Below are 21,069 nucleotides of genomic sequence, written 5' to 3' on the forward strand. Positions count from 1 at the left end.
GCATCAATATGAGAATCGCCAACAAACAAGGCATCAGCCGGCGCACAGCCCAGCAGAGACAGGGTCTTGAGTAAAGGATCCGCATGAGGCTTGGCGTTTTCGCCATCGCCCAGGCACACCTTGGCAGCGAAGTATTCGTCCCATCCAAAATGGCTGAGCAGCGCCTTGGTGGTGCCAGGGTCGCGGTTCGTACACAGGCCTAGCCGATAACCCGCCGTGTGGAGCTCGTGCAGCATTGCCTGGCTACCTTCAAAGGGCGCCGCTGCATATAGCCAATCGTTCTCATAGGTTTCGGAGAGCAGGCGGTAATCATCATGCGCTTTTTCTACATTCCGGTTTAATTGCGTCAGTGCAAGCGACAGCATGGGGCCGATGCCGTCGCTCAGCCGGAGCCTCAGCGCGCCCGGGTCAAGTCGACTTTGCCCAGTGGAGTCGAAGGCGAGAACGGCTGCATGCAGGCCGGGCCATGTATCCAGCAATGTTCCATCAAGATCGAAAATGACCGTTTTAGGGTGAGTTTGATTGTTCATGCCACGCATTTTATTGATCGAGTGTGACAATAATGTGAACGATGCATAGTGTATTGTGTTCACAAAACGATCATATATGATCATGTTAGCTATGCTAATGTGTGGCCTTACTCTCCACGCGGTACTTTTTTATCGGCATCTAGAACTATGCTTAAAGCAGAAAGACAACAACGCATCCTGGTCCTGATGCAGCAAGCCAGCGCGGTTACTGTGCGGGGCCTGGCTGCCGAGTTTTCCACTTCCCCCATCACCATACGGCGGGATCTGCTTGAACTTGGAGAGCGGGGATTGCTTGAGCGCACGCACGGTGGCGCCGTTGCTACTCAGGAAGTCCTGGCAGAAGGTAGTGCGCGCTATGAAATGTATAACTACCTGGAGCGCCATCATCAGCAGTCGGCAGAAAAGGCCGCGATCGCTGAATGTGCCGCGCAGTATGTTTCGGACGGCGACAGCATTCTTGTCAATGCCGGTACGACTACGCATGCACTTGCGCAGGCGTTACGCGGTCATCAGGATCTGCATGTGATCACCAATGGCCTGACTGTCGCCACGGTCGCAGGGCAAAGCGTTCGGGCTCATGTGTATGTGTTGCCCGGAAGGCTCGATATACGCAAACAAGCCACCATCGAGCGCCCCGACCATGACCGCTTCCCTGACATCCAGATACGCGAGGCATTTCTCGGTGTGCACGCTGTGTCTGAAAGTGGCATTTATATGCGCGACAACGAAGACGCGGCCATGAACCGTGCTTTCATCGACGCGGCAAGCTGCGTCACCGTCGTGGCCGACCACACCAAACTGCACGCATTTGCCAGTTTCCGGATCGCTTCGTGGTGCAAGGTACAGCGGCTGATTACCGACGCGGCGGCCAATGCAGAGATACTCGCCGCGATCGAATCCCAGGGCGTCGATATCGTTATCGCGCCGTAGCGTTGGTCTTTAGCTGCATTTCAGTGCGTAGCAAGTCACTGAGAGCATGCAGGCTTCCACGTAGCCCTCTTTGAGTCGAATTTGCATATCCGTGGGGCCTTAGAAAGCGCAGTTCGTAGGTACATTGCAGCCAAAAACAGACGTTATTGCGGATATGCTTGTTGACGTTTTCCGGGATGGATGCCCATGGTTTTTGCTATCACCTCCAGCATGATTTCGTTCGCTCCGCCCCCGATGGCAGTCTGGCGAATATCCCGGTAGGCGCGCGATATCCAGTTTTCCGTCATGACGCCTTGACCACCCCAGAATTGGAGACATTCGTTAGGCACTTTCATGGCTAGCCGCCCGGCAAAAAGTTTAGCCATTGATGCCAGTTGAATTATGTCCTTGCCGTTCATGTAGTCTTCGGTGGCCCTATACAGTAGCGAGCGCAAAGCCTGGATTTCCGTCTGCATTTCAGCCAGCTTGTGATACACGACTTGGTTGCTTAGTACTGTATTGCCAAACACCCGGCGCTGGCTTGTATATTCGATGGTTAGTTCGATGGCTTTTTCCATCGAACGCATGCCGCGTGCGGCGACAAACATTCTTTCTTCCTGGAACTGCTCCATCTGATACATAAAGCCCATGTTCTCTTCCCCGATCAGGTTGCTCGCTGGAACCCGCACGTCGTCGAAGAACAGTTCCGCTGTGTCAGAGCAGCGCAAAACAAGCTTGTCGAGTTTTCTTGAAACACTGACGCCAGGGCTGTTCAGTGGCACGATGATCAGTGATTTGTTCTTGTGCGGTCCGCCTTCCTGGGATGTATTGCAAAGCAGACAGATCCAATCCCCCTGGACTCCGTTGGTAATCCACATCTTGGACCCATTGATGACATAGTCGTCACCGTCGCGGCGGGCCCAGGTCTTGATTTGCGAGACGTCGGAACCGGCGGATGCTTCGCTGACACCAATACAGCCAACCAGGTCGCCAGCGATGGTAGGTGCCAGATACTCGCGCTTGAGCGCATCGCTGCCATGGCGGGCGAGCGCCGGCGTACACATCGTGCTTTGGACTCCGATGGCAGAGGTCAGGCCGCTGGAACGTACACTGCCCAGTGTTTCCGCAAACACCATTTCATAGCTGAAGTCCAGGTCCATGCCCCCATATTCAGTGGGTTTTCCGATGCCTAGAAGACCGGCGGATCCGAAGGCTTTCATGACTTTGTGTGCCGGGAATAATTGCTGCTCTTCCCATTCGTCAATGTAAGGGTCCAGATGCTCTTCGATAATGCGCAGAGTTGTCCGTTCCAATTCGCTGTGTTCGTGAGTAAATTGCATAGGTGTTTTCCTTCAAGACTGGTCCGGCAGGCTTATGTTGCCCGCAATCAGGGTGGAGCCATCGGCGCTTTTTACCCAAACGTCAAATTGGTTGGCGCATTCAGCGTTGCGCTGGCCGCCGGCGGTGACTGTGTCGCCGGCATATAGCGGCTTCAGAAACTGGATGTCGAGTAGCGCTTTTTCAATGGCTGCTGCGCCCAGGGATTTGGCGACTGACTGCCAGATCAGGTTGATAGAGAGCGTTCCATGGGCAATGACCCCGCCCATGGGTGTCGTGGCTGCAAAGGCCGGGTCTACATGGATGGGGTTGAAATCGTTGGTCAGTTCCGCATAAATGTCGATTTGCTGCTGTGCGACTGTCATGGATACTTCATGGAGTGGTTGTGTCATAGCTTGCTCATGCTGCCCAGATCAGGTTCATTTGCCCCGTGTAAATTGCGCGGCCGTTCGCACCCTTGCCAATGGCTTGTAGTTGTATATAACGGCGTTCACGGCGTATTTCTTTGCTTAGGCAACTGACGCAAGAGCGTACTGTTTCACCAGGCCGAGGCAGGCCGTCCAGGGAAAATTTCTGCTTGGCGTGTATATTGCCGGGGGGCCTTGGCGTTACGATGTTCAGGTACGCCCGCATCATGAGAATGACGGCGAGGCCCGCCATTTGAGCCGGTTCATTGGGTGAGCCCGCGCCAAACAGTTGGGACCATGCTGACGAGAGCGATGCGTCAATGCAGTCTTCCCATTCACCAAGAATCGTTCCCGGAGCGAAAGTGTCATAGGTAATTAGTTTCATGATGGCAGCACCTCTGCTTCGGGCAGTACATTCTCTCCGCTTTCGCGAAAGCCGATTCGCACGGTTTTGCCGATGGCTACAGCGGCATCTTTGCCGGTTCGTACGTTCACCATGAGCCGGAATCCCTCTGCCATGTCTACCAGCGCGATCACGTAGGGCACGTCGGCTTTGAAGGCGGGGGTGGGGGCGCGATAGACTGTGGTGTGGCTCAGGATACGCCCCAGGCCAGCAGATACTTTCCAGTCCAGTTGTTGGCTATGGCATTGCGTGCATACTCCTCGCGGTATGAGTTGAACGGTTTTGCAGGTGCCGCATTGTTGATAGCGCAGCGTATTTTCCCGGCATCCTTGCCAGAAAGGCGCATTGTCGGCAGTGGGCTGAATCTTGGGTTTTTGCATTTTAGATAGCTCCCAGAACCAAAGAGCAATGGGCGGAAAGAATGCCGCCATCGCCATGTACGAATGCCAGCAGCGCATTATCTACTTGACGCTCATTAGCATGGCCGCGTAGCTGATGGACGGCCTCTACGGCGTGGAACATGCCGCCAGCGGCTCCCGAGTGGCCATAGGACAGTAGACCGCCGTGAGTGTTGCAAGGCAGAGACCCGCCCAGCCCCAGCTCTCCTCGCAGGGCGGCGGGCCCGGCCTCGCCTCGTTCGAAAAAACCGATGGATTCGAGCTCTGCCAGAAGCGTGATGGTGAAAGAGTCGTAGATCAGGGCGACGTCGATATCGGATGCTTTTACTTGTGCCGTCGTGAAGGCATGGGCTGAAGATGCCTTGCAGCCGAAATCGGTCAGGCTGGGGGCGGCGATTATATGTTCATGGGTATGCCCCTGGCCGGCGCCAAGAATTTCTATGGACTGATTGCGGCTTGGCCCGGCGACTTGTCGGCTGCTGACGATAATGGCGGCGCCTCCGTCGGAAATCAGGCAGCAGTCAAGCAAGTGCAATGGTGAGCAGATCTCGCGGGAATTAAGCACGTCGTCAATACTGATAGGGTCGCGTTTGTGTGCCTGCGGGTGCCGGGAGGCATGGCGGCGATGCTCTACGGCAATGGCTGCAAGATGCTCGGACGTTACGCCGTAGTCGTGCATGTAGCGTTGCGCCACCAGTGCATAAGAGGCGGGAACACTGATGCCGAAAGGCCGTTCGAATTGAGGGTGCCCAACTTCGGCTAGTGCTGCGACCGCACCGTCGCGCGACAAGCCGGTGAGGCGGTTGTCGCCGGTAACCACGAGTACGTTGGCGCACTGGCCGCTGGCAACTAATGCAGCGGCCTGCATGATCATGATGCAGGCACTGGCGCCGCCAGCTTGGATGGCTGCGCAGAAATTGGGGTGAATGCCGGCATATTCGCAAAACACCGAAGCTAGCATCAGGTGGGGCTCAGTGAGCGAATAGGCGCACAGTACGCCATCGATGTCTTTGACTTCCAGGCCGGCATCCTTGATGGCGCCAAACGCCGCCTCTGCATGCAGGCCCATGCAGGTGGAACCTACAAGCTCGCCGACGCGAGTATCGTAGGCGCCGGTAATGAATGCGTTTAGACTCATTCCTGGTCTCCGTTAAGAGGAGGCCGGCCCCATACGAATTCAAGCGGCTGCTTGTCAAGGAATCGAGCTACCGCTGTGTCGTGATAATCGGTATGCAGTGCCAGCGCCTGTGCATGGGACTCCAACTCAGCCAAAGTATTCTGGTCAAGGTTGAAGGATCGGTTCAGAATGTTTTTGGACATTCCAAGCGCCTGTGTTGACGCGTTATGAAACCGCGCGGCTAGTGCCAATGCTTCCTGGAGCAGATCTTCGGCGGGAACGATACGATACAGAATGCCCATGGATGCGGCTTCTTGCGCTTCGACTTCACGTGCCGTGAAAACTAGCTCTTTGGCGCGCTGGAGTCCGACAATGCGGGGCAGCAAGAAGAAGCCGCCTAGATCGGGAACCAGGCCGATGCGCCCAAATACGGCGCAGAAGCGCGCCGTTGGCGTGCCCATAATGAAATCGCAGGCCAGCGCTAAATTGAACCCCGCGCCAAAGGCTGGTCCGTCCACGGCGGCGATTACGGGTTTCTCAAGGTTGACCAGTTCATGGAACCATGAATGCAGGCGGCGGATGCGGTCGCGGTCTTTGTAGATGGGGCGCTTGCTTTCCGAGAGTGATTTCAGGTCGCCGCCTGCGCAAAATACGCCTTTGGCGCCAGTAATGACGACAGCCTTGATATCGTCGTCGTCGCGTGCTTCGAATATCGCCTCGGCGAGGCCTTGGCGAACCTCGAGATCGAACGCATTGCGCCGCTCAGGACGGTTGATGGTGATGACAAAAGTAGCGCCGTGGCGCTCGCGGAGTACAAAATCAGTCATGGCTTGAATCCTAGGCTGCGTGCAATGATGTTTTTCTGAACCTCGCTTGTGCCTTCGCCGATGATGTAGACGAGGGCGTCGCGATGAATGCGTCCGACCGGATATTCGCGCATGATGCCCGCGCCGCCGTGGATTCTGATGGCTTGTTCGCTTACGGATACTGCTGTTTCGCTGGCTACCAGCTTAACGCGGGCCGCGGTGGCGGAATCTAATGTCCCCTGATCCACACGCCACGCGCCGTAGTACACCAGCCAGCGCGCTGCCTCGATCTGTGCCGACATTTCGGCCAGCTTGTGCGCGATGGCCTGGTAATCGCCAACACGTTTCCCGGCGACTAGCCTATCGTTTGCAAAACTCAGGGCTGCGTCGTAGGCCGCACGGGCCATGCCCAAGGCATTGGCGGCGACCCCTACGCGGTTTTCACTAAGCGAATCCAGAATGACGGGATAGGTGCCTTCGATCTCGCCTAGCAAGCAATCATCGGGCACGAAGGCGTTGTCGATATGAATCAGCGCCGTTTCCGAGGCGCGTATGCCTTCTTTTTTTAATTTGAAAATGTCAAAGCCTAGGTTGGGTAGCTCAACAATAAACAGGCTGATGGACTGGGGTTTTAGTTCTGGTTGTGTGCGTGCGGCCACTAGCAGAAAGTCGGCGATGGGCGCGTTGGTGATATAGAGTTTGCTGCCATTGAGCCTCCATCCGCCTTCCACACGTTCGGCTTTGGTCTTCATGGCGCGAACATTGGACCCGCCGTCAGGTTCGCTCAGGCCGAAGCCAGCGATTTTCTTGCCCGCCAAGGCAGGAGCAAGGAAGCGCTCTTTCTGCGATGGCGTTCCTGCTTTCCAAATAGGCCAGATACCCAGGTGGGTATGAGCCGACCAGGTTGATGCAAAAGCTTGCGATAGATAACTCAATTCCTCGCGCACGATGCAATCGCTTATCTTGTCCAGCCCGCTTCCGCCATCGGCTTCGGGGTAGCGTACCCCCAACAGACCTAACTCGCCCCATCGTTCGAAAATGTGTTTTGGAAAGGTTTCTTGCTCTTCCGCCTCGAAAACCAGGGGGGCGAGCTCATCTCGGCAAAGGCGCTGGACTGTGCTCCTGACCGATTCGTGCTCATTGGAAAAACTAAAGTTCAAACTCACAGCTCACTCCTGTACAGGTCGCCATTACTTGGCTAGTTGGCGGACAATAAGTGTTCCCCGCTTTCTTTTGATTCTTTATGGAGAATAATATTCCCACATAAAAATATAATATCAATGGCGTCTTAGGCCGTCAATCGATAAAAGATTCGGTCTACGGTTGGTTTTTGCTAGAACCAGTTTGGGCTTGACAAGGGTAACTTTCCAGACATAGACTTAATTCTGTAGTGAGATTTTTATTTCATATAAAGAATAATTAGGAGACAGCATGAAAATCTGGAATGCCTTTTTGAGGCCGCCGCTTAGTTGTGCCGGCATTGTTGTCGCTGGTGTTTTGTCGACGGCGGTGACACCCGCGTTGTCACAGAGCTACCCGGTCAAACCTATAGAAATTATTGTTGCCTCTTCGGCGGGCGGGATTCTTGACACGATTGGCCGTACGGCCGCTCATGGGTTAGGGCGACTAGGGCAGACCGCTGTAGTGAAGAATATGCCTGGGGGTGGAGGTACTATTGGCACGGCTGCGGTCGCTCGAGCGGCTAGTGATGGTTACACCTTAGGCGCTGTGGCGACCAGTCATGCCATCAATCCCAGCGTCTACTCAAAGCTGTCGTACGACACCGAGCGCGACTTCACCAATATCTCTCAAATGGTCGAGCTAACCAATTTTTTGGTTGTGAATCCTTCGGTGCCGGCATCGAATCTGAAGGAGTTCATCGCGCTTGCCAAGGCTAAGCCTGGAACGTTGACATACGGATCTGCTGGTGTCGGACAATCTAACCATCTTGCCGGTGAATTGTTGCAGCAAGAGGCCGGCATAAAAATGATACATGTGCCTTACAGGGGGAGCGCGCAGTCGCTTACCGATGTAATTGGAGGTTCGGTTTCTTCGATGTTCGTTGATGCGCTTTCAGCAGAGCCATTCGTAAAGTCAGGTAAGTTGAAGCTTATTGCAATTACAGGACTGACCCGTTCTCCTGCTTATCCTGATTACCCGACATTGAACGAATCAGGCCTGCCAGGTTTTAATGGCAACTCGTGGCTGGGTCTTGTTGGTCCTGCGGGATTGCCGAAAGACGTGGTTGAAAAAATCAGCACAGCTGTGCAAAAGGAATTCAATGATCCTGAAGTACGCAAGCGCTTGATTGCTCAGGGCGTCATATCAGTAGCCTCGACGCCTAAGGAATATGACCAGTTTGTTGCCAGTGAACTGAAGCGGTGGGCGACTGTGATCAAGCTAGGTGGCGTTAAGGTTGACTAATAAGACTATGGACATTCATACAACCACGGTGCCAGGGCCGTTTGCACTGCAGTCAGGACGGTCACCAGCGATGCGGGCTGCTTCAGTTCTCGAGGCGCGTAGCATTGCGATCGTTGGCGCTTCGGCCGATCCGACGAAGATCTCGGGACGCCCCCTTGCTTATATGCTATCGCGGGGCTTTGCAGGTAAGTTGTTTCCTGTCAATCCTGCACGCAGTGAGGTTCAGGGCCTCAAAAGCTATCCATCGCTAGGCGCAATTGGAGAGCCGGTAGACTTGGCGATTATTGGCACGCCGGCAGAGCAGGTCCAAGGTGTTATCGAAGAAGGCATAGCGGCTGGCGTAAAAGCTTTTGTCGTGTTTTCTTCTGGCTTTTCCGAGGCCAGCGCCGAGGGTGCTGAGTTGCAGTCCCGGCTCGCCAAGCTTGCCCAGGTTAACGACATCACCATAATGGGGCCGAATTGCCTTGGGGTAGCCAACAGTTCGACCGGCCTTATTGCATCGTTTACAACTGCACTGGAAGAGACCCCGCTTAAGAAAGGCGGTTTTTCCCTGGTAAGCCAAAGCGGAGCATTGGGGGCTTACTGGCTGGATATCTGTCTACGCTCGGATCTTGGCTTCAGCAAATGGATTACTACTGGCAATGAGTGCGATCTGGATGCGGCCTCCGCCATCGAGTATTTGATCGACGATGCCGAGACAAAAGTAATTGGCCTATATCTAGAGGACGTGCGTGACACCGTAAGGTTTCGCCAGGCGCTTCAACGTGCCGCGGTTGCCGGCAAGCCGGTCATTGCCATCAAGGCTGGCCGTTCGCAGGCTGGAGCGGCTGCGGCTGCTTCGCACACAGGTGCGCTGGCCGGCAATGATGTCATGTATGACGCCTGCCTGCGGCAGCATGGCGCTTTGCGTGTCGACTCGCTGGGCCAGATGATAGACGCCGCCCGTCTATTCCTGTTTGACAGTGTCCCACAAGGCCCCAGGGTTGCCATCATGTCGGTGTCCGGTGGCGCAGGCGTGATGATCGCCGACGAGGCCGAAGCACTGGGCTTGCAGATCCCGCCGCTTGCTTCAGATACGATTAGTGCTCTTGCTCCGGTTCTTCCGGTTTTCGTCAAGGCCGCCAATCCACTCGACCTGACAGGCAATGTCGTTCAGGATACGGATAGTATTTCCAAGGCTCTCGCTGCGGTCTCAGCGGACCCAGGCAACGATGTCATAGTCTTGTTTGTTGGCCTGATGCACAGTATTGCCAGTGCCTTTACCGATGCCATTGCGCAGGCCCGCCAGACTATGCATCGGCCCATTGTGGTGATCTGGATAGGTGCAAAGGAAGAGTCTGTCGCCATTCTGGAGAAGGCCCGCATTCCGGTATTCCGCGATATACCGCAGGGCATTTCGGCCCTGGCGGCCGCTGTACGTATCAAGGCCTTGCAGACGGCGGCGCGTGGTGCGCCAGCATCATTGCAGAAAAGCCTGCCGCCTGTGACGACATTGAACGTCTTGACGGAGTGGGATGGCAAGCAGTTGTTGCGACAAATAGGAATTGCCGAAGTCCCTGTGGGTGTGTTGTTGGGCAATGAGGATGTTATTGACGGCCTGCCGGCGCCGCTGACCTACCCGGTTGTGGCGAAGCTCCAGGCGACCGAATTACAGCACAAGAGCGATGTCGGGGGCGTGATCCTGAACATATCCGACGATGCTGCTTTGCGAGTAGCGGTTGCCCGGCTGCGGCAAATAGCGGAAGACAAAGGCATTCAGGCTCAGGGTGTATTGCTGGAGTCGATGCAAGCTTTCGATCACGAGCTATTGCTGGGGCTGCGCCGCGATCCGAAGTTCGGTCCTGCGCTTACGCTGGGCCGCGGTGGTGTCGAAGTCGAATTGGATTCCGACGTTGTCACCCGATTGCTGCCTCTGGACGCCTTGCAGATTGAAGCGATGATCCGCTCCCTGAGAACCGCGCGCTTATTAGACGGATTCCGTGGCCGGCCTGCTGCGGATATCGCTGAGGTTGCGCTGCGCATTGCTGCGCTTTGCAAAGGCTTTGCCGAGAAGCCCGAGCTTGCTGAGATTGAAATCAATCCGTTGGCGATCAGAGGCAGCCAAGTGTGGGTGCTTGATGCATTGGTGAGCAGGGCCGAGTCATGACAGACAGCATACTTGTTGAGGATAGGGATGGGATTCGCCACATTACGCTGAGCAGGGCTCAAAGGGGGAATGCGTTGACTGCCGCGATGCTCGTGAGCATTGCGCGTGCTGTAAAAGGCGTTTCCATTGCGCAGACTGGTTTGATCCTGCTGCGCAGCACCTCCGCAAAGGTGTTCTGTGCAGGCGGTGACATTGACGAATTCTTACAGGGGCCGAAGCAGCTGGCGACACAAGGGGCTGCGCTTAAAGAGGCCATGCTTGCCTTGTCTCAGTGCCCAGTACCGGTACTGGCAATAGCAGCCGGCAAGGCGGCAGGGGCGGGAGTTATTCTTCTTGCCATGACGGATATAGTGATTGCTGCCGAGAACTTGTCCCTGTCATGTCCAGAGATCGCTTTCAACATGTACCCTGTTATTGTTCAGGCGGCTCTGGAAACCAAAATTTCAAGCGCACAGGCAAGGCAGTTGTGTATTAGCGGTCAACCGTTGGATGCAAAAGCTGCTCAGGGCTTGGGGCTGGTTACGGATATATTTACCACGCAGGATTTTGACAGCTACGCCCAGCAACGGCTGGAGTTCTATACAAAGCGGCGTGAAGCGCTGTTGATAGCGCGTAAGGCCCGATTGTTGACTGATTCTCCGGCAAGCGCATTACAGCAGCTTGATATGCTGGAACCTTTAATGCACGAAAACTTTGACAGGCCAGGAGTGCAAGAATCCATACGTAAATATTTGGCGGACCTGCGCGCAACGCGAGCGGCCTGAGCGTGAAAAGTGAATCAATCTATTTTCTGTAGTTTCCCAATTGAGGATGGATATCTGTAGTCAGGATGGAAATAGAGTCATGTACTGAGCGCTTTGCTCGGTATCGCCCGCTCCTAATTGATTTTGATATTTGCTTTTTGGATGACGTATTTCCATTTAGCGGTTTCGGCCTTGATCTGCTGACTAAAGGCGCTGGATGATGTTGGGTTGGCTGTAACGCCAAGGCTGGTTAGCTTCTCACGCATTGCGGGTTCGTTCAAGACTCTTTGGATAGTTTCGGATAAATGAGCCACGATTGCGGGTGGGGTCTGAGCTGGGGCGAGAAGCCCATACCAGCCTATGGCTTCGAAGCCGGGCATGCCGGACTGGGAGATTGTAGGGACATTTGGCAATGCCTCAGAGCGTTCGAGCGTTCCTATTCCCAGGGGTAACAAGCGCTGAGCGCGGATTAGCGGCATGACGGACGCTAGCGATGAAAAGGCAATATCCACTTGTCCGCCGACCACGTCGGTATTGGCAGGGCCTTCGCCTTTGTAGGGAACATGCAGTACCTGGATGTCGCTTTCTTTCTTGAATAGCTCCATGGTTAGGTGCGATGTGGTGGCATTGCCGGCTGAAGCATAAGAAAGAGTGTTTGGCTTTTCTTTGGCCAAGCTTACAAAGTCGTCTACTGATTTTATGTGCTTGCCTGGACTGGTTACCAGCACCATGGGGAAAGTGCCTAAACCTGCTACCGGCATGAAGTCACGTAGTGTGTCATAGGGCAGACTTTCATATAGGCTGGCATTGACAGCTGCTACACCTTGATAGGCCAGTATTAGTGTGTAGCCATCCGGCACGGCCTTCGCTGCTGCTTCCATACCGATGATGCCGCCGGCGCCTGGACGATTATCTACGATTACGGGTTGTTTCAACTGTTCTGCTAGTCCGGCGGCGACTAGACGCGCCAGAGTGTCGGTGAGACCTCCCACCGCAATAGGAGCAATGATACGTATAGGTTTTTCAGGATAGGAGGTGGCTGCAGTTGGCCCGGCCAAGCTCAGTGACAGCAGTAAGCCAGAGAGTGCGAGTTTGCTTTTTAAGCTCATTTTTGTCCCTTTGTAATTAATGTCAACGTCCGTCTCATGACTTACGCTTTCTTGGATAAGTGCCCATGGTCTTGGTGACGACTTCAAGCATGATTTCGTTTGCGCTGCCGCTGATGGCAATCTGGCGGATATTCCTGTGGGCGTGTGTAAAGTCCAGTTTTATTCATATATCGTCAAAAACAGTTCCGCCGCGTCGATGTCGTGGGGCACTTACTTGAAGGGCGTAGTAGTAGATCAGCTTGTTCTTTATGAAGAATAAAATTTTTTATAAAAAATATAATAACGTTGTCACAAGGAGCCGTCAATCTGCAAAATTATGAATTTTGAACACTGTAAAAAATCTGGATAAAGACCTTGACCCAGCTAAACTAGTCAATTAGTATTCTCTATGGAGTTAATGATTCTACATAAAGAATATAAGGAGGGGGCATGTTCAAAAATATTCGTTTGAAATTTTTGCTTTTTAGCTTATCCAGTGTTTTTTTTGTATCTAATGCGACGGCAAAATATCCTGACCGGCCCGTGACTATCGTAGTGCCTTACTCTGCGGGTGGAACTTCGGATATTCTTGCTCGAGGCCTGGGCAAGGCACTGTCAGAGCGTTGGAAGGTTCCAGTTATCGTGAGCAATCGATCCGGAGCCGGAGGTTCTATCGGAACCGAAGTTGTTGTTCGTAGCGACCCAAGCGGATATACATTGCTGCTACATAGTGGCGCTATTGCAATGGAAATAGGAGCTAAAAAGAAAACTCCGTACGATGCTCAGAAGGACTTGAAACCTATTTCTATGGCCGTAATAGGTCCGTTTGCTGTGTTAGCTAGTTTAAAGTCCGGCATTAATAGCCTGGAGCAGCTTGTCTCTATGGCAGCGGAAAACCCTGGAAAGCTAAACTTCGGCACACCAGGAGTTGGAAGTTCAATTCATTTATCAACTGAGTTGCTCATGGTACGAGCTGGTATTCAAGCCGTCCATGTTCCGTTCCAAGGCGCCTCACCGGCATTGGCTGCGTTAGCGGCTGGTGACATTGATTTTGTGTTGGATCCGCTGGCGACGGCTAAGCCTCTTTCTGAAAATGGGCGAGTTAAAGCTCTTGCCATAACTACGTCCGATCGCAGTAAGTTTTGGCCAGAGCTTCCTGTAGTTCGGGAAGCTGGTGTGAGTAATTACGATACGGGCGTATGGTACGGCTTGTTTGCCCCTGCAAAGATCCCAGATGAAATAGCGACACGTATTCAGGCGGACCTAGCAGAGGTGGTGCGGCAACCAGAACTGGCGAAATGGTTGGGGACGATCGGCTTGGAGCCTGTGGCCAGTACACCTACGCAATTTGCCAAACAATTTGACGCTGAAATAACCCAATGGGGTGACTTGGTGTCGCAAGCAGGGCTAAGGCTGGATTAACGATTGACACCTCGTCATAGGGTGGCAGTTGTGTATTGAAGTGGCCTGTCCAAATGCATGGCAACATGTTTACCGAAAATACACAGTAGCCGCAACTAAGAACACTTTAATTTTTTGGTTTGGATCCTGACATGAATGATTTTGTTCTTCGTGAGCGCTACGGTGCTACTTTGGTTATCAGCATTAATCGTCCTGACCGCCTCAATGCATTTGATTTGGAGGTGCGTCATGCTTTGGGGCAGGCAATTATTGACGCGCGTGATGATGATACTGTCCAAGCGATCATTATTACGGGTACGCAAGGGGTATTTAGCGCTGGGGGGGATTTGAAAGCTCTTTCTGAAGAGAAACGACCTGTCTTTAAGGACCGTGAGCGAATACGGCGTTTACATCCGTGGTTTCGTGAACTGGTCAATCTTGAAAAGCCGGTAATCGCTGCAGTTGATGGCCCCGCCTTCGGAGGAGGCCTGAACCTCGCGCTTGCCTGTGACTTTATTATTGGAACATCACGATCTCGTTACTGTGCTGTATTTGCTCGGCTTGGTATGGTTCCTGATCTTGGAGGGCTCTTTCTTCTACCCCGAATTGTTGGTCTACAACGAGCAAAAGATCTGGTGTTCTCTGCACGGGAGTTTGATGCCTATGAAGCTCTTCGGTTGGGTATTCTATTTCGCATAGTAGAACCAGATTGTTTGCTAGAAAACGCTTTGGCATTGGCTGAGCGGTATCACCAGGCTTCCACTATTGGGTTTGGTATGTCGAAAAATATTTTGAACCGATCATTTAATTTGGATCAGGACACGCTGGCTGAGTTGGAGTCATACGCTCAGGCCGTAGCATTGCATACTCCCTATCATGATGCAGCTGTAGCTAATTTTCTGAATAAACGGCCGCTGCTCTTTCCGGGAGATATAAAGCCATGAGTATGCTCGGTCAAGCGCTTTCAGGTGTCAAAGTTCTCGATTTTAGTCAAGGTATTGCGGGTCCTCATGGGGCTTGCTTATTGGCTGAGATGGGAGCCCAGGTGATAAAAATTGAACCCCCTTCGGGCGATTGGCTACGCGGACTCGGTGTCAAGCGTGGTGGGTCAAGCGTGCTTTTTGGTATTTTTAATCGTGGCAAACAAGGGGTGTCTCTTGATTTAAAGGACGAGGTGTCCCGTGAAGCTGCGCGCATTTTAATTGCTGACGCCGATGTCTTGATTGAAAGTAATCGGCCGGGAGTTATGAGACGCTTGGGTTTGGATTATGCCTCCTTGCTGGAAGTAAATCCAAAGTTGATTTATGTGTCAGTTACTGGTTTCGGTCAAGAGGGGCCTTACATTGATCGTCCAGCTACTGACGCCGCAATACAAGCCTATACAGGTTTCTCGTTTGCCGCCAGCGACATGCTTGAGCCCATCCGCGTTCGGGTGTCTTTAGTCGATATCATTACAGGAATATATGTAAGTCAGGCAACGTTGGGTGCATTGTTCCAAAGGGTGCGTAGTGGAAAGGGCCAGTATCTGGACATAAGCCTAATGCATAGTATTACTGCGGTGCAGGGTTATAAGTATGCTGAGCATGAACTTACTGGCGGCACACTGCGGAAAGAATTGTTTGCCGCAATCGGTATGTATAGTACGGCCGATGGGCATATAGCGCTTAGCGCGATGCGTGAACAGCAAGTGTTGGATTTGATTTCGGTTATTCATCGTGATGATATCTTGCTCGATGGGCGATTTGCTACTGCGGAAGCGCGTTTTCAGAATCAAGATGCTTTACGCCAGGTTATATCAGAACGCTTGGCGAGCGAAAAAACCGGGTATTGGCTTCCTCGTATGCAGGAATTTGACATTATTTGCCAAGAGGTGCTTACGTACTCAGCCTACCGGGATGATCCTCATGTTCTGGCACGGCAATTATTTCAATCCGCGGATTTAGATGATATTGGCCATCTTCATACTGTGCGTATGCCAGGCCTTTTGGCATCAGAAGCATTGCAAAGCCCGCCGCCCAAGGTGGGTCAGCATACAGTAGAAATACTAAAGAACGCAGGCTTGGATTCGAAGAAGCTTGCAGCCGTTCTTAATGCCGCTGCATGACGTAATAGAATAGAAGCGCTCCGAGCATGAAGCCATTATAGAAAAGGCACGCGGTACGCAACATAGTGACCTTTGCTTGCGGAGGTAGGTACTCACGTGATTGGCTTGTGCTTGTGCTTGTGCGTGCCACTGTGCCACAATTTACGTATCTTCCAATTCAGAAAAACTTTCTATTGTACGAATGGCAACAATACCTACTTCCGAAAAACTGGTTGGAGCACTGGTCGGTGGCTTAAGCGTGCTTCGCTATTTAAGCGCCGCTCCGACTGGTGTCGGCGTCACGCGCATCGCGCGCGATCTTCAACTCAACTCCAGTACCTGCTACAACTTTCTGAAGACGCTGGTGCATGAGCGCTTGGTTTCTTTCGACGAAACCAACAAAACCTATTCGATCGCTCTCGGGCTGGTTGAATTGGCGAAAGGCGTGTTGGAGCAGGGGGCCTACGTGCGCCTGATTCATCCGCATCTGGAGGAAATTGCTGCGCGGCATCGTGTTACTGCTACGCTTTGGCACAGCTCCAGCAATGAACGTGTTGTGCTTGTGGATCGTGCCGAAAGCGACAGTTCGGTACGAGTACACATGAGTATTGGGCAGCGCTTGCCTATGTATATAGCGGCCTTGGGTCGATGCATGGCTGTTCATTCAGGGCTGGAGCCGGCTGAGCTGGAAAAGCGCTTCGATGCACTTCGTTGGGATGATAAGCCTCCTTTTGCGGAATACATGGCGGGTGTCAAAGAGGTTGAAAAGTGTGGCTATGCAACTGACTCAGGCAATTATGTAAAAGGCGTGAGCACGGTATCTGCGGCTGTACTCGACTCGACTGGCAAGGCGGTGATGGCTATTAGTGCTGTTGGGTTTAGCGCGCAGTTGAATCGAACGGCGCTTAAGAGCCTTGGTGAAGATTTGCGGGATCGGGCAGCGGAAGTGACACGGGCGTTATCGGGAGGTGTGAGCGCCGCTAGATCGAGCACCTGATAACTCTTCCGCACTATAGGAAAAAATGCCGGACGGCTTATTTCGTCCGGCATTTTTGTTTTTTTTTCCAGGGTTTCTTGTCTTGAAAATCTGCCGGTTCTAGGATATATCTACTGTTCAGTAGAAAGTCTAACCAATAGGTTAGATTTTCTCCGCTTATCAAAATACTTACAAGGAAGGGGCAATATGATCATGCAAGGCCGTTATGAGTTTCTAGCGCAAGACCGCATCGTATATGGCGTGCCAGCAGCTGAGGCAGTAAAGGAAGCCGCTGTGCAGATGGACGCAAGGCGTGTCTTTCTGGTTACCAGTAAAACCTTGAGCCGTAAGACGGATGTCATAGACAGGATACGGTTGGCTTTAGGTGAGCGTTATTGCGGTTTATTCGATGAGTGTGTGGCTCATGTTCCTCGTGAAAGTGTATTGCGGGCAGCGGCCGCAGTGCGAAGTGCCGATCCAGATTTGATTGTCACGGTAGGAGGAGGTACTCCGGTCGATACGGTTAAGGTTTTGTTGCTGTGTCTTGCTCAGGATGTTACGTCCGAGGATGGGTTAGACGAGTACAGAATTCGCGTGCTTGAGGACGGCTCAAGGAGCATCCCGTCAGTGGGGAAACCGCCGATACGGCAAATTGTGGTTCCCACTACGCTTTCGGGGGCGGAGTTCAGTAATCTGGGCGGCTGTTCCGACCCGGTCAGGCAGGTCAAGGATCTCTATACGGGTCGTGAGATTGGCGCCCAGATCGTCATTTTGGACCCCCAGGTAACGGTGTACACACCCGAATGGCTATGGTTGTCCACGGGCATTCGGGCAGTCGATCACGCGGTGGAAACCGTTTGCTCGCGAAAACCGCAGCCTTTTACTGATGCAACCTGTTTGCATGGACTAAAAATGCTTAGTGAATCGCTGCGGCACACTAAACGACAACCTGACGACCTTGACGCAAGGCTGCAGAGCCAGCTTGGAGTTTGGCTTGCTTCGACCGGACTGGGGAGGGTTGAGTGGGGTGCGAGCCACGGTATAGGCCACCAATTGGGTGCAGTGGCTGATGTGCCGCACGGCTATACCTCATGTGTGCTCTTGCATAATGTGTTGCGCTATAACAGGCCGGCAAACGGTGATCGTCAGGCAATGATCAGTCAGGCACTGGGCAAGCCAGATGAGGAAGCCGCGGATTTGATCGAAGGCTTGGTGCGTGGGCTCGGCATGCCTGCGCGATTGCAAGATGTTGGTGTCAAGCGTGAGCATTTTTTGGCAATTGCCAATGGCGGCATGCAGAACATGATGGTGCGTAGCAACCCGCGTACCATCTCAGGCCCTCAGGACATCATCGAAATTCTTGAACAAGCCATGTGATTTGGCGGCTTAAGGTAGGTTTTCCATAGAGATTGGCAGATGATTGACACAGATTGAGCTTTCATTTATATTTTGCTAACCGTCCGTTTAGTAAATTAACTATCTAGATTGTTTTATTGAAAAATGGACTATTCAAGATGCATCAAATCGATCTGACGAGGGAGGCAAGGGTGGCCACTGCCAATAAAGAAGAACTGCTCGATATTTATAGCCGGATGCTTCGTATCCGGCTGGTTGAGTTGCGGCTGGGACGTCTGTTTGCCGATGGCGAAGTGCCTGGCTTCATTCACTTGAGTATCGGTCAAGAGGCTGTGGCGACGGCAATGGGTTGTGTGTTGCGGTCCGATGACACCGTTGCCTCGACTCACCGAGGCCATGGTCATGCGCTTGCCAAGGGAATTGATATTGAAGAATTCTTCTTGGAACTGATGGCGCGCGAAGAGGGTATATGCAAGGGGCGTGGAGGTTCCATGCACGTGGCCAATATGTCTATCGGGATGCTGGGCGCTAACGCCATTGTGGGGGCCAGCATCCCTATCGCGTTGGGCAGTGCGCTGGCACATCAGGTCAAGAAGACCGACGCTGTTGCGGTGGCATTCTTCGGCGACGGGGCGATGGCCGAAGGGGTGTTTCACGAAAGCCTGAACTTGGCGTCGTTATGGAACCTGCCCTTGCTGTTCGTGTGCGAAAACAATGGTTGGGCCGAGTTCTCGCCGACCCATAAGCAGTTTGTGGCACCGCTGGATAAGCTTTCCGCTGCATTTTCCATTCCCCATAACAAGATCAACGGCAATGATGTGCTGCAAGTCGTCGATGCCGCACGTAACGCTGTCGACCAGATTCGGGCAGGCAAAGGTCCCCAAGTGCTCGAGTGCATGACTCACCGTTGGCGCGGACACTATGAGGGTGATCCGCAGAAGTATCGACCCAGCGAAGAGGTCGCTGGCTTGAGCGACCACGATCCAGTGAGCCATTTTGAAACAGTGCTTCGCGAGAGGGGCTTTAGCGAAGCAGAGCTGAAGGAAGCGCGCGACGCCATCGATTTGCAGGTTGAGCAGGCTGTCAGCCGCGCCCGCCAAGGGCGCAATCCGAAGTGGCAGACCGCTCGTGAAGACGTTTATACCAAAGTAGAGGTTTCCTGATATGGCTGAGCTGCGTTTTGCCCATGCGATTAACCGCGCCTTAGCGGAGTGCATGGAAGAAGATCCCACCGTATTTCTATTCGGCGAGGATATCGCCGAAGCGGGTGGGCCGTTCGGCGTCACACGTGGGCTGCACGAACGATTCGGCCAGGACCGGATTCGCGATACCCCCATTTCCGAAGCCGCCATGGCAAACGCCGCAGTTGGTGCGGCCTTGACGGGACTTAAACCGGTTCTGGAAATTATGTTCATGGATTTCATGACCTTGACCATGGATGCGTTGGTCAATCAGGCTGCGAAAGCCCGCTTCATGTTTGGGGGGCAGACTAGTGTGCCGATGGTGGTGCGCACTCCGCATGGCGGTGGCATCAGTGCCGGTCCTCAGCATTCCCAATGCCTGGAGGCTTGGTTTGCTCATATACCAGGCCTGAAGGTGATCTGCCCAAGCAATCCGGCCGATGCCTATGGTTTGCTTAAGTCCGCCATTTACGATTCCGACCCGGTGGTGTTTGTCGAGAACAAGGCGCTGTATGCCATGAAGGGTGAGGTGCCCGACGACGCCGGCCCTATTCCTATCGGTAAGGCGCGCCTGGTGCGTCAGGGCACGGATGTCACAGTTGTTAGCTATGGGGCGACGGTACAGCGAGTTGAACGAGCCGCGAAAACGCTGGCGAATGAAGGTATAGAAATTGAGGTGCTGGACTTGCGCAGCATCCAGCCCTGGGACGAAGCTGCTGTGCTTGAGTCGCTCAAGCGTACGCACCGGCTGCTGATTGTGCATGAGGCGGTAGAGGCCTTTGGCGTGGGTGCCGAGATCGCCGCCCGCATGGCCAATATCGGCTTTGACGAACTGGACGCGCCCATTGTCCGTATTGGAGCCCCTTTCGTGCCCGTGCCATTCGCACCCATTCTGGAAGAGCAATACCAGCCACAAGCGGACGATGTCGTTGCCGCCGTCCGTGAATTATGCGCCTGATAAATGGAGACAACCATGACTGAACAAAGCATTCTTACCGAAGTCCGTAATCACGTAGGTCTTATTACCATTAACCGGCCAAAGTTGCATAACGCGCTCGATACGCCGACGCTCCTTGAGCTTGAGAAAACGCTAACGGTACTCGAGGCCGATGACCAGGTCCGAGTCATCGTCATTACGGGGGCTGGTGAGAAATCTTTTGTGGCGGGCGGGGATTTGGCGGAATTGAACTCGCGCCAGGGAATTGCCCACTATCAGGAGTTTGCCGAGGATATACATCGGGTCTTCCGCCGCTTTGAAGTCTGCGATAAGCCAACCATCGCCGCCGTCAACGGATGGGCGCTTGGCGGCGGTACAGAGCTTCTGTTGTCCCTGGATATGCGTATCCTTGCCGATACCGCCATGATTGCGCTTACCGAGATCAACCTGGGTTTGTTCCCCGGGGCTGGCGGCACGCAGCGCATTATCCGTCAGATATCTCCTTGCCTGGCCAAGGAAATGATGTTTACCGGGGATCGCATCAGCGCTGCCGATGCGGTTCGTATCGGTCTGGCTAATCGTGTAGTGCCTAAAGAGCAGCTTATGACAGAGGTCATGGCCTTGGCCGACAAAATAGCAAGCAAGTCGCCTTTGGTGCTTAAGTTGTTGAAACGGACTTTGCGCGATGGCGCGGATATGCCGCTTGCTACTGCTCTGGCCCATGAACAAGCCATGGTCAGCCTGGTGTTCGATACCAAGGACTCTCACGAAGGCATCGGCGCCTTCCTTGAAAAGCGCGAAGCACGCTTCACCGGACGTTAAGCCC

21 protein-coding genes are annotated in these 21,069 nt (G+C 53.4%); 12 read left to right on the forward strand and 9 right to left on the reverse strand.

The annotated features are described in order from the left end of the window. A partial coding sequence (locus ABWO67_RS00005) for an HAD family hydrolase (RefSeq protein ID WP_353146024.1) occupies positions 1–530 on the reverse strand: 530 nt, incomplete at its 3' end. A gap of 147 nt (positions 531–677) precedes the next feature. Between ABWO67_RS00005 and ABWO67_RS00010 the strand changes: the two genes are divergently transcribed. Next, positions 678–1,460 (forward strand): DeoR/GlpR family DNA-binding transcription regulator, encoded by a 783-nt coding sequence (locus ABWO67_RS00010; protein ID WP_353146026.1) that lies wholly within the window; start codon positions 678–680, stop codon positions 1,458–1,460. A gap of 143 nt (positions 1,461–1,603) precedes the next feature. Here ABWO67_RS00010 and ABWO67_RS00015 read toward each other — a convergent pair whose 3' ends face one another. The 7 genes from ABWO67_RS00015 to ABWO67_RS00045 are packed head-to-tail and all read right to left on the reverse strand — an operon-like array spanning position 1,604 to position 7,074. Then, on the reverse strand, positions 1,604–2,779 hold the full coding sequence (locus tag ABWO67_RS00015) for an acyl-CoA dehydrogenase family protein (protein ID WP_353146028.1): 1,176 nt from the start codon (positions 2,777–2,779) through the stop codon (positions 1,604–1,606). A 12-nt stretch (positions 2,780–2,791) separates the two neighbouring features. Beyond that, on the reverse strand, positions 2,792–3,169 hold the full coding sequence (locus tag ABWO67_RS00020; RefSeq protein WP_353146030.1) for a MaoC family dehydratase: 378 nt from the start codon (positions 3,167–3,169) through the stop codon (positions 2,792–2,794). Positions 3,170–3,176: 7 nt separating this feature from the next. Further along, on the reverse strand, positions 3,177–3,569 hold the full coding sequence (locus ABWO67_RS00025; RefSeq protein WP_353146032.1) for a hypothetical protein: 393 nt from the start codon (positions 3,567–3,569) through the stop codon (positions 3,177–3,179). Continuing rightward, positions 3,566–3,967: a Zn-ribbon domain-containing OB-fold protein gene (locus ABWO67_RS00030; protein WP_353146034.1), complete on the reverse strand. Its 402-nt coding sequence runs from the start codon at positions 3,965–3,967 to the stop codon at positions 3,566–3,568. Before ABWO67_RS00030 ends, ABWO67_RS00025 begins: the two co-directional genes overlap by 4 nt. A gap of 1 nt (position 3,968) precedes the next feature. Beyond that, positions 3,969–5,123 carry a thiolase family protein gene (locus tag ABWO67_RS00035; RefSeq protein WP_353146036.1) on the reverse strand — a complete coding sequence of 385 codons (1,155 nt, stop codon included), beginning with the start codon at positions 5,121–5,123 and terminating at the stop codon, positions 3,969–3,971. Continuing rightward, positions 5,120–5,929: an enoyl-CoA hydratase/isomerase family protein gene (locus ABWO67_RS00040; protein ID WP_353146038.1), complete on the reverse strand. Its 810-nt coding sequence runs from the start codon at positions 5,927–5,929 to the stop codon at positions 5,120–5,122. The genes ABWO67_RS00035 and ABWO67_RS00040 overlap by 4 nt, the downstream gene beginning before the upstream one ends. Beyond that, positions 5,926–7,074, reverse strand: coding sequence for an acyl-CoA dehydrogenase family protein (locus ABWO67_RS00045; protein WP_353146040.1), 1,149 nt, complete (start codon positions 7,072–7,074; stop codon positions 5,926–5,928). Before ABWO67_RS00045 ends, ABWO67_RS00040 begins: the two co-directional genes overlap by 4 nt. 265 nt (positions 7,075–7,339) lie before the next feature. Between ABWO67_RS00045 and ABWO67_RS00050 the strand changes: the two genes are divergently transcribed. Genes ABWO67_RS00050 through ABWO67_RS00060 form a run of 3 tightly spaced genes read left to right on the forward strand, consistent with a single transcriptional unit; the run spans position 7,340 to position 11,242 of the window. After that, entirely contained in the window at positions 7,340–8,332 is a 993-nt protein-coding gene (locus ABWO67_RS00050; protein WP_353146042.1) for a tripartite tricarboxylate transporter substrate binding protein, read from the forward strand. 7 nt (positions 8,333–8,339) lie between these two features. Beyond that, the gene (locus tag ABWO67_RS00055; RefSeq protein WP_502929935.1) at positions 8,340–10,478 is read left to right on the forward strand and encodes an acetate--CoA ligase family protein; all 2,139 of its coding nucleotides are present in this window, start codon (positions 8,340–8,342) and stop codon (positions 10,476–10,478) included. Next, positions 10,475–11,242 (forward strand): enoyl-CoA hydratase/isomerase family protein, encoded by a 768-nt coding sequence (locus ABWO67_RS00060; protein ID WP_353146044.1) that lies wholly within the window; start codon positions 10,475–10,477, stop codon positions 11,240–11,242. Before ABWO67_RS00055 ends, ABWO67_RS00060 begins: the two co-directional genes overlap by 4 nt. Positions 11,243–11,355: 113 nt before the next feature. On the opposite strand, the gene ABWO67_RS00065 is transcribed toward ABWO67_RS00060, so the two are convergent. After that, positions 11,356–12,417 carry a tripartite tricarboxylate transporter substrate binding protein gene (locus ABWO67_RS00065; RefSeq protein WP_353146046.1) on the reverse strand — a complete coding sequence of 354 codons (1,062 nt, stop codon included), beginning with the start codon at positions 12,415–12,417 and terminating at the stop codon, positions 11,356–11,358. Positions 12,418–12,759: 342 nt separating this feature from the next. Between ABWO67_RS00065 and ABWO67_RS00070 the strand changes: the two genes are divergently transcribed. The 8 genes from ABWO67_RS00070 (at position 12,760) to ABWO67_RS00105 (ending at position 21,065) form a co-directional block, all read left to right on the forward strand. Next, positions 12,760–13,731 carry a Bug family tripartite tricarboxylate transporter substrate binding protein gene (locus ABWO67_RS00070; protein WP_353146048.1) on the forward strand — a complete coding sequence of 324 codons (972 nt, stop codon included), beginning with the start codon at positions 12,760–12,762 and terminating at the stop codon, positions 13,729–13,731. A gap of 131 nt (positions 13,732–13,862) precedes the next feature. Continuing rightward, positions 13,863–14,654 (forward strand): enoyl-CoA hydratase/isomerase family protein, encoded by a 792-nt coding sequence (locus tag ABWO67_RS00075; RefSeq protein ID WP_353146050.1) that lies wholly within the window; start codon positions 13,863–13,865, stop codon positions 14,652–14,654. Beyond that, positions 14,651–15,814, forward strand: coding sequence for a CaiB/BaiF CoA transferase family protein (locus ABWO67_RS00080; protein WP_353146052.1), 1,164 nt, complete (start codon positions 14,651–14,653; stop codon positions 15,812–15,814). Before ABWO67_RS00075 ends, ABWO67_RS00080 begins: the two co-directional genes overlap by 4 nt. Before the next feature lie 181 nt (positions 15,815–15,995). Beyond that, positions 15,996–16,790: an IclR family transcriptional regulator gene (locus ABWO67_RS00085; protein WP_353146054.1), complete on the forward strand. Its 795-nt coding sequence runs from the start codon at positions 15,996–15,998 to the stop codon at positions 16,788–16,790. 186 nt (positions 16,791–16,976) lie between these two features. Further along, the gene (locus ABWO67_RS00090; RefSeq protein ID WP_353146056.1) at positions 16,977–18,146 is read left to right on the forward strand and encodes an iron-containing alcohol dehydrogenase; all 1,170 of its coding nucleotides are present in this window, start codon (positions 16,977–16,979) and stop codon (positions 18,144–18,146) included. Between the two features lie 170 nt (positions 18,147–18,316). Next, positions 18,317–19,288, forward strand: coding sequence for a thiamine pyrophosphate-dependent dehydrogenase E1 component subunit alpha (locus ABWO67_RS00095; RefSeq protein WP_353146161.1), 972 nt, complete (start codon positions 18,317–18,319; stop codon positions 19,286–19,288). Position 19,289: 1 nt separating this feature from the next. After that, the gene (locus ABWO67_RS00100; protein ID WP_353146058.1) at positions 19,290–20,264 is read left to right on the forward strand and encodes an alpha-ketoacid dehydrogenase subunit beta; all 975 of its coding nucleotides are present in this window, start codon (positions 19,290–19,292) and stop codon (positions 20,262–20,264) included. A 15-nt stretch (positions 20,265–20,279) separates the two neighbouring features. Next, positions 20,280–21,065: an enoyl-CoA hydratase/isomerase family protein gene (locus ABWO67_RS00105; protein ID WP_353146060.1), complete on the forward strand. Its 786-nt coding sequence runs from the start codon at positions 20,280–20,282 to the stop codon at positions 21,063–21,065. The last annotated feature ends 4 nt before the right edge of the window (positions 21,066–21,069 follow it).

Origin of the sequence: Pollutimonas bauzanensis, assembly GCF_040393045.1 — a bacterium.
Taxonomy (GTDB): domain Bacteria; phylum Pseudomonadota; class Gammaproteobacteria; order Burkholderiales; family Burkholderiaceae_B; genus Pollutimonas; species Pollutimonas bauzanensis_A.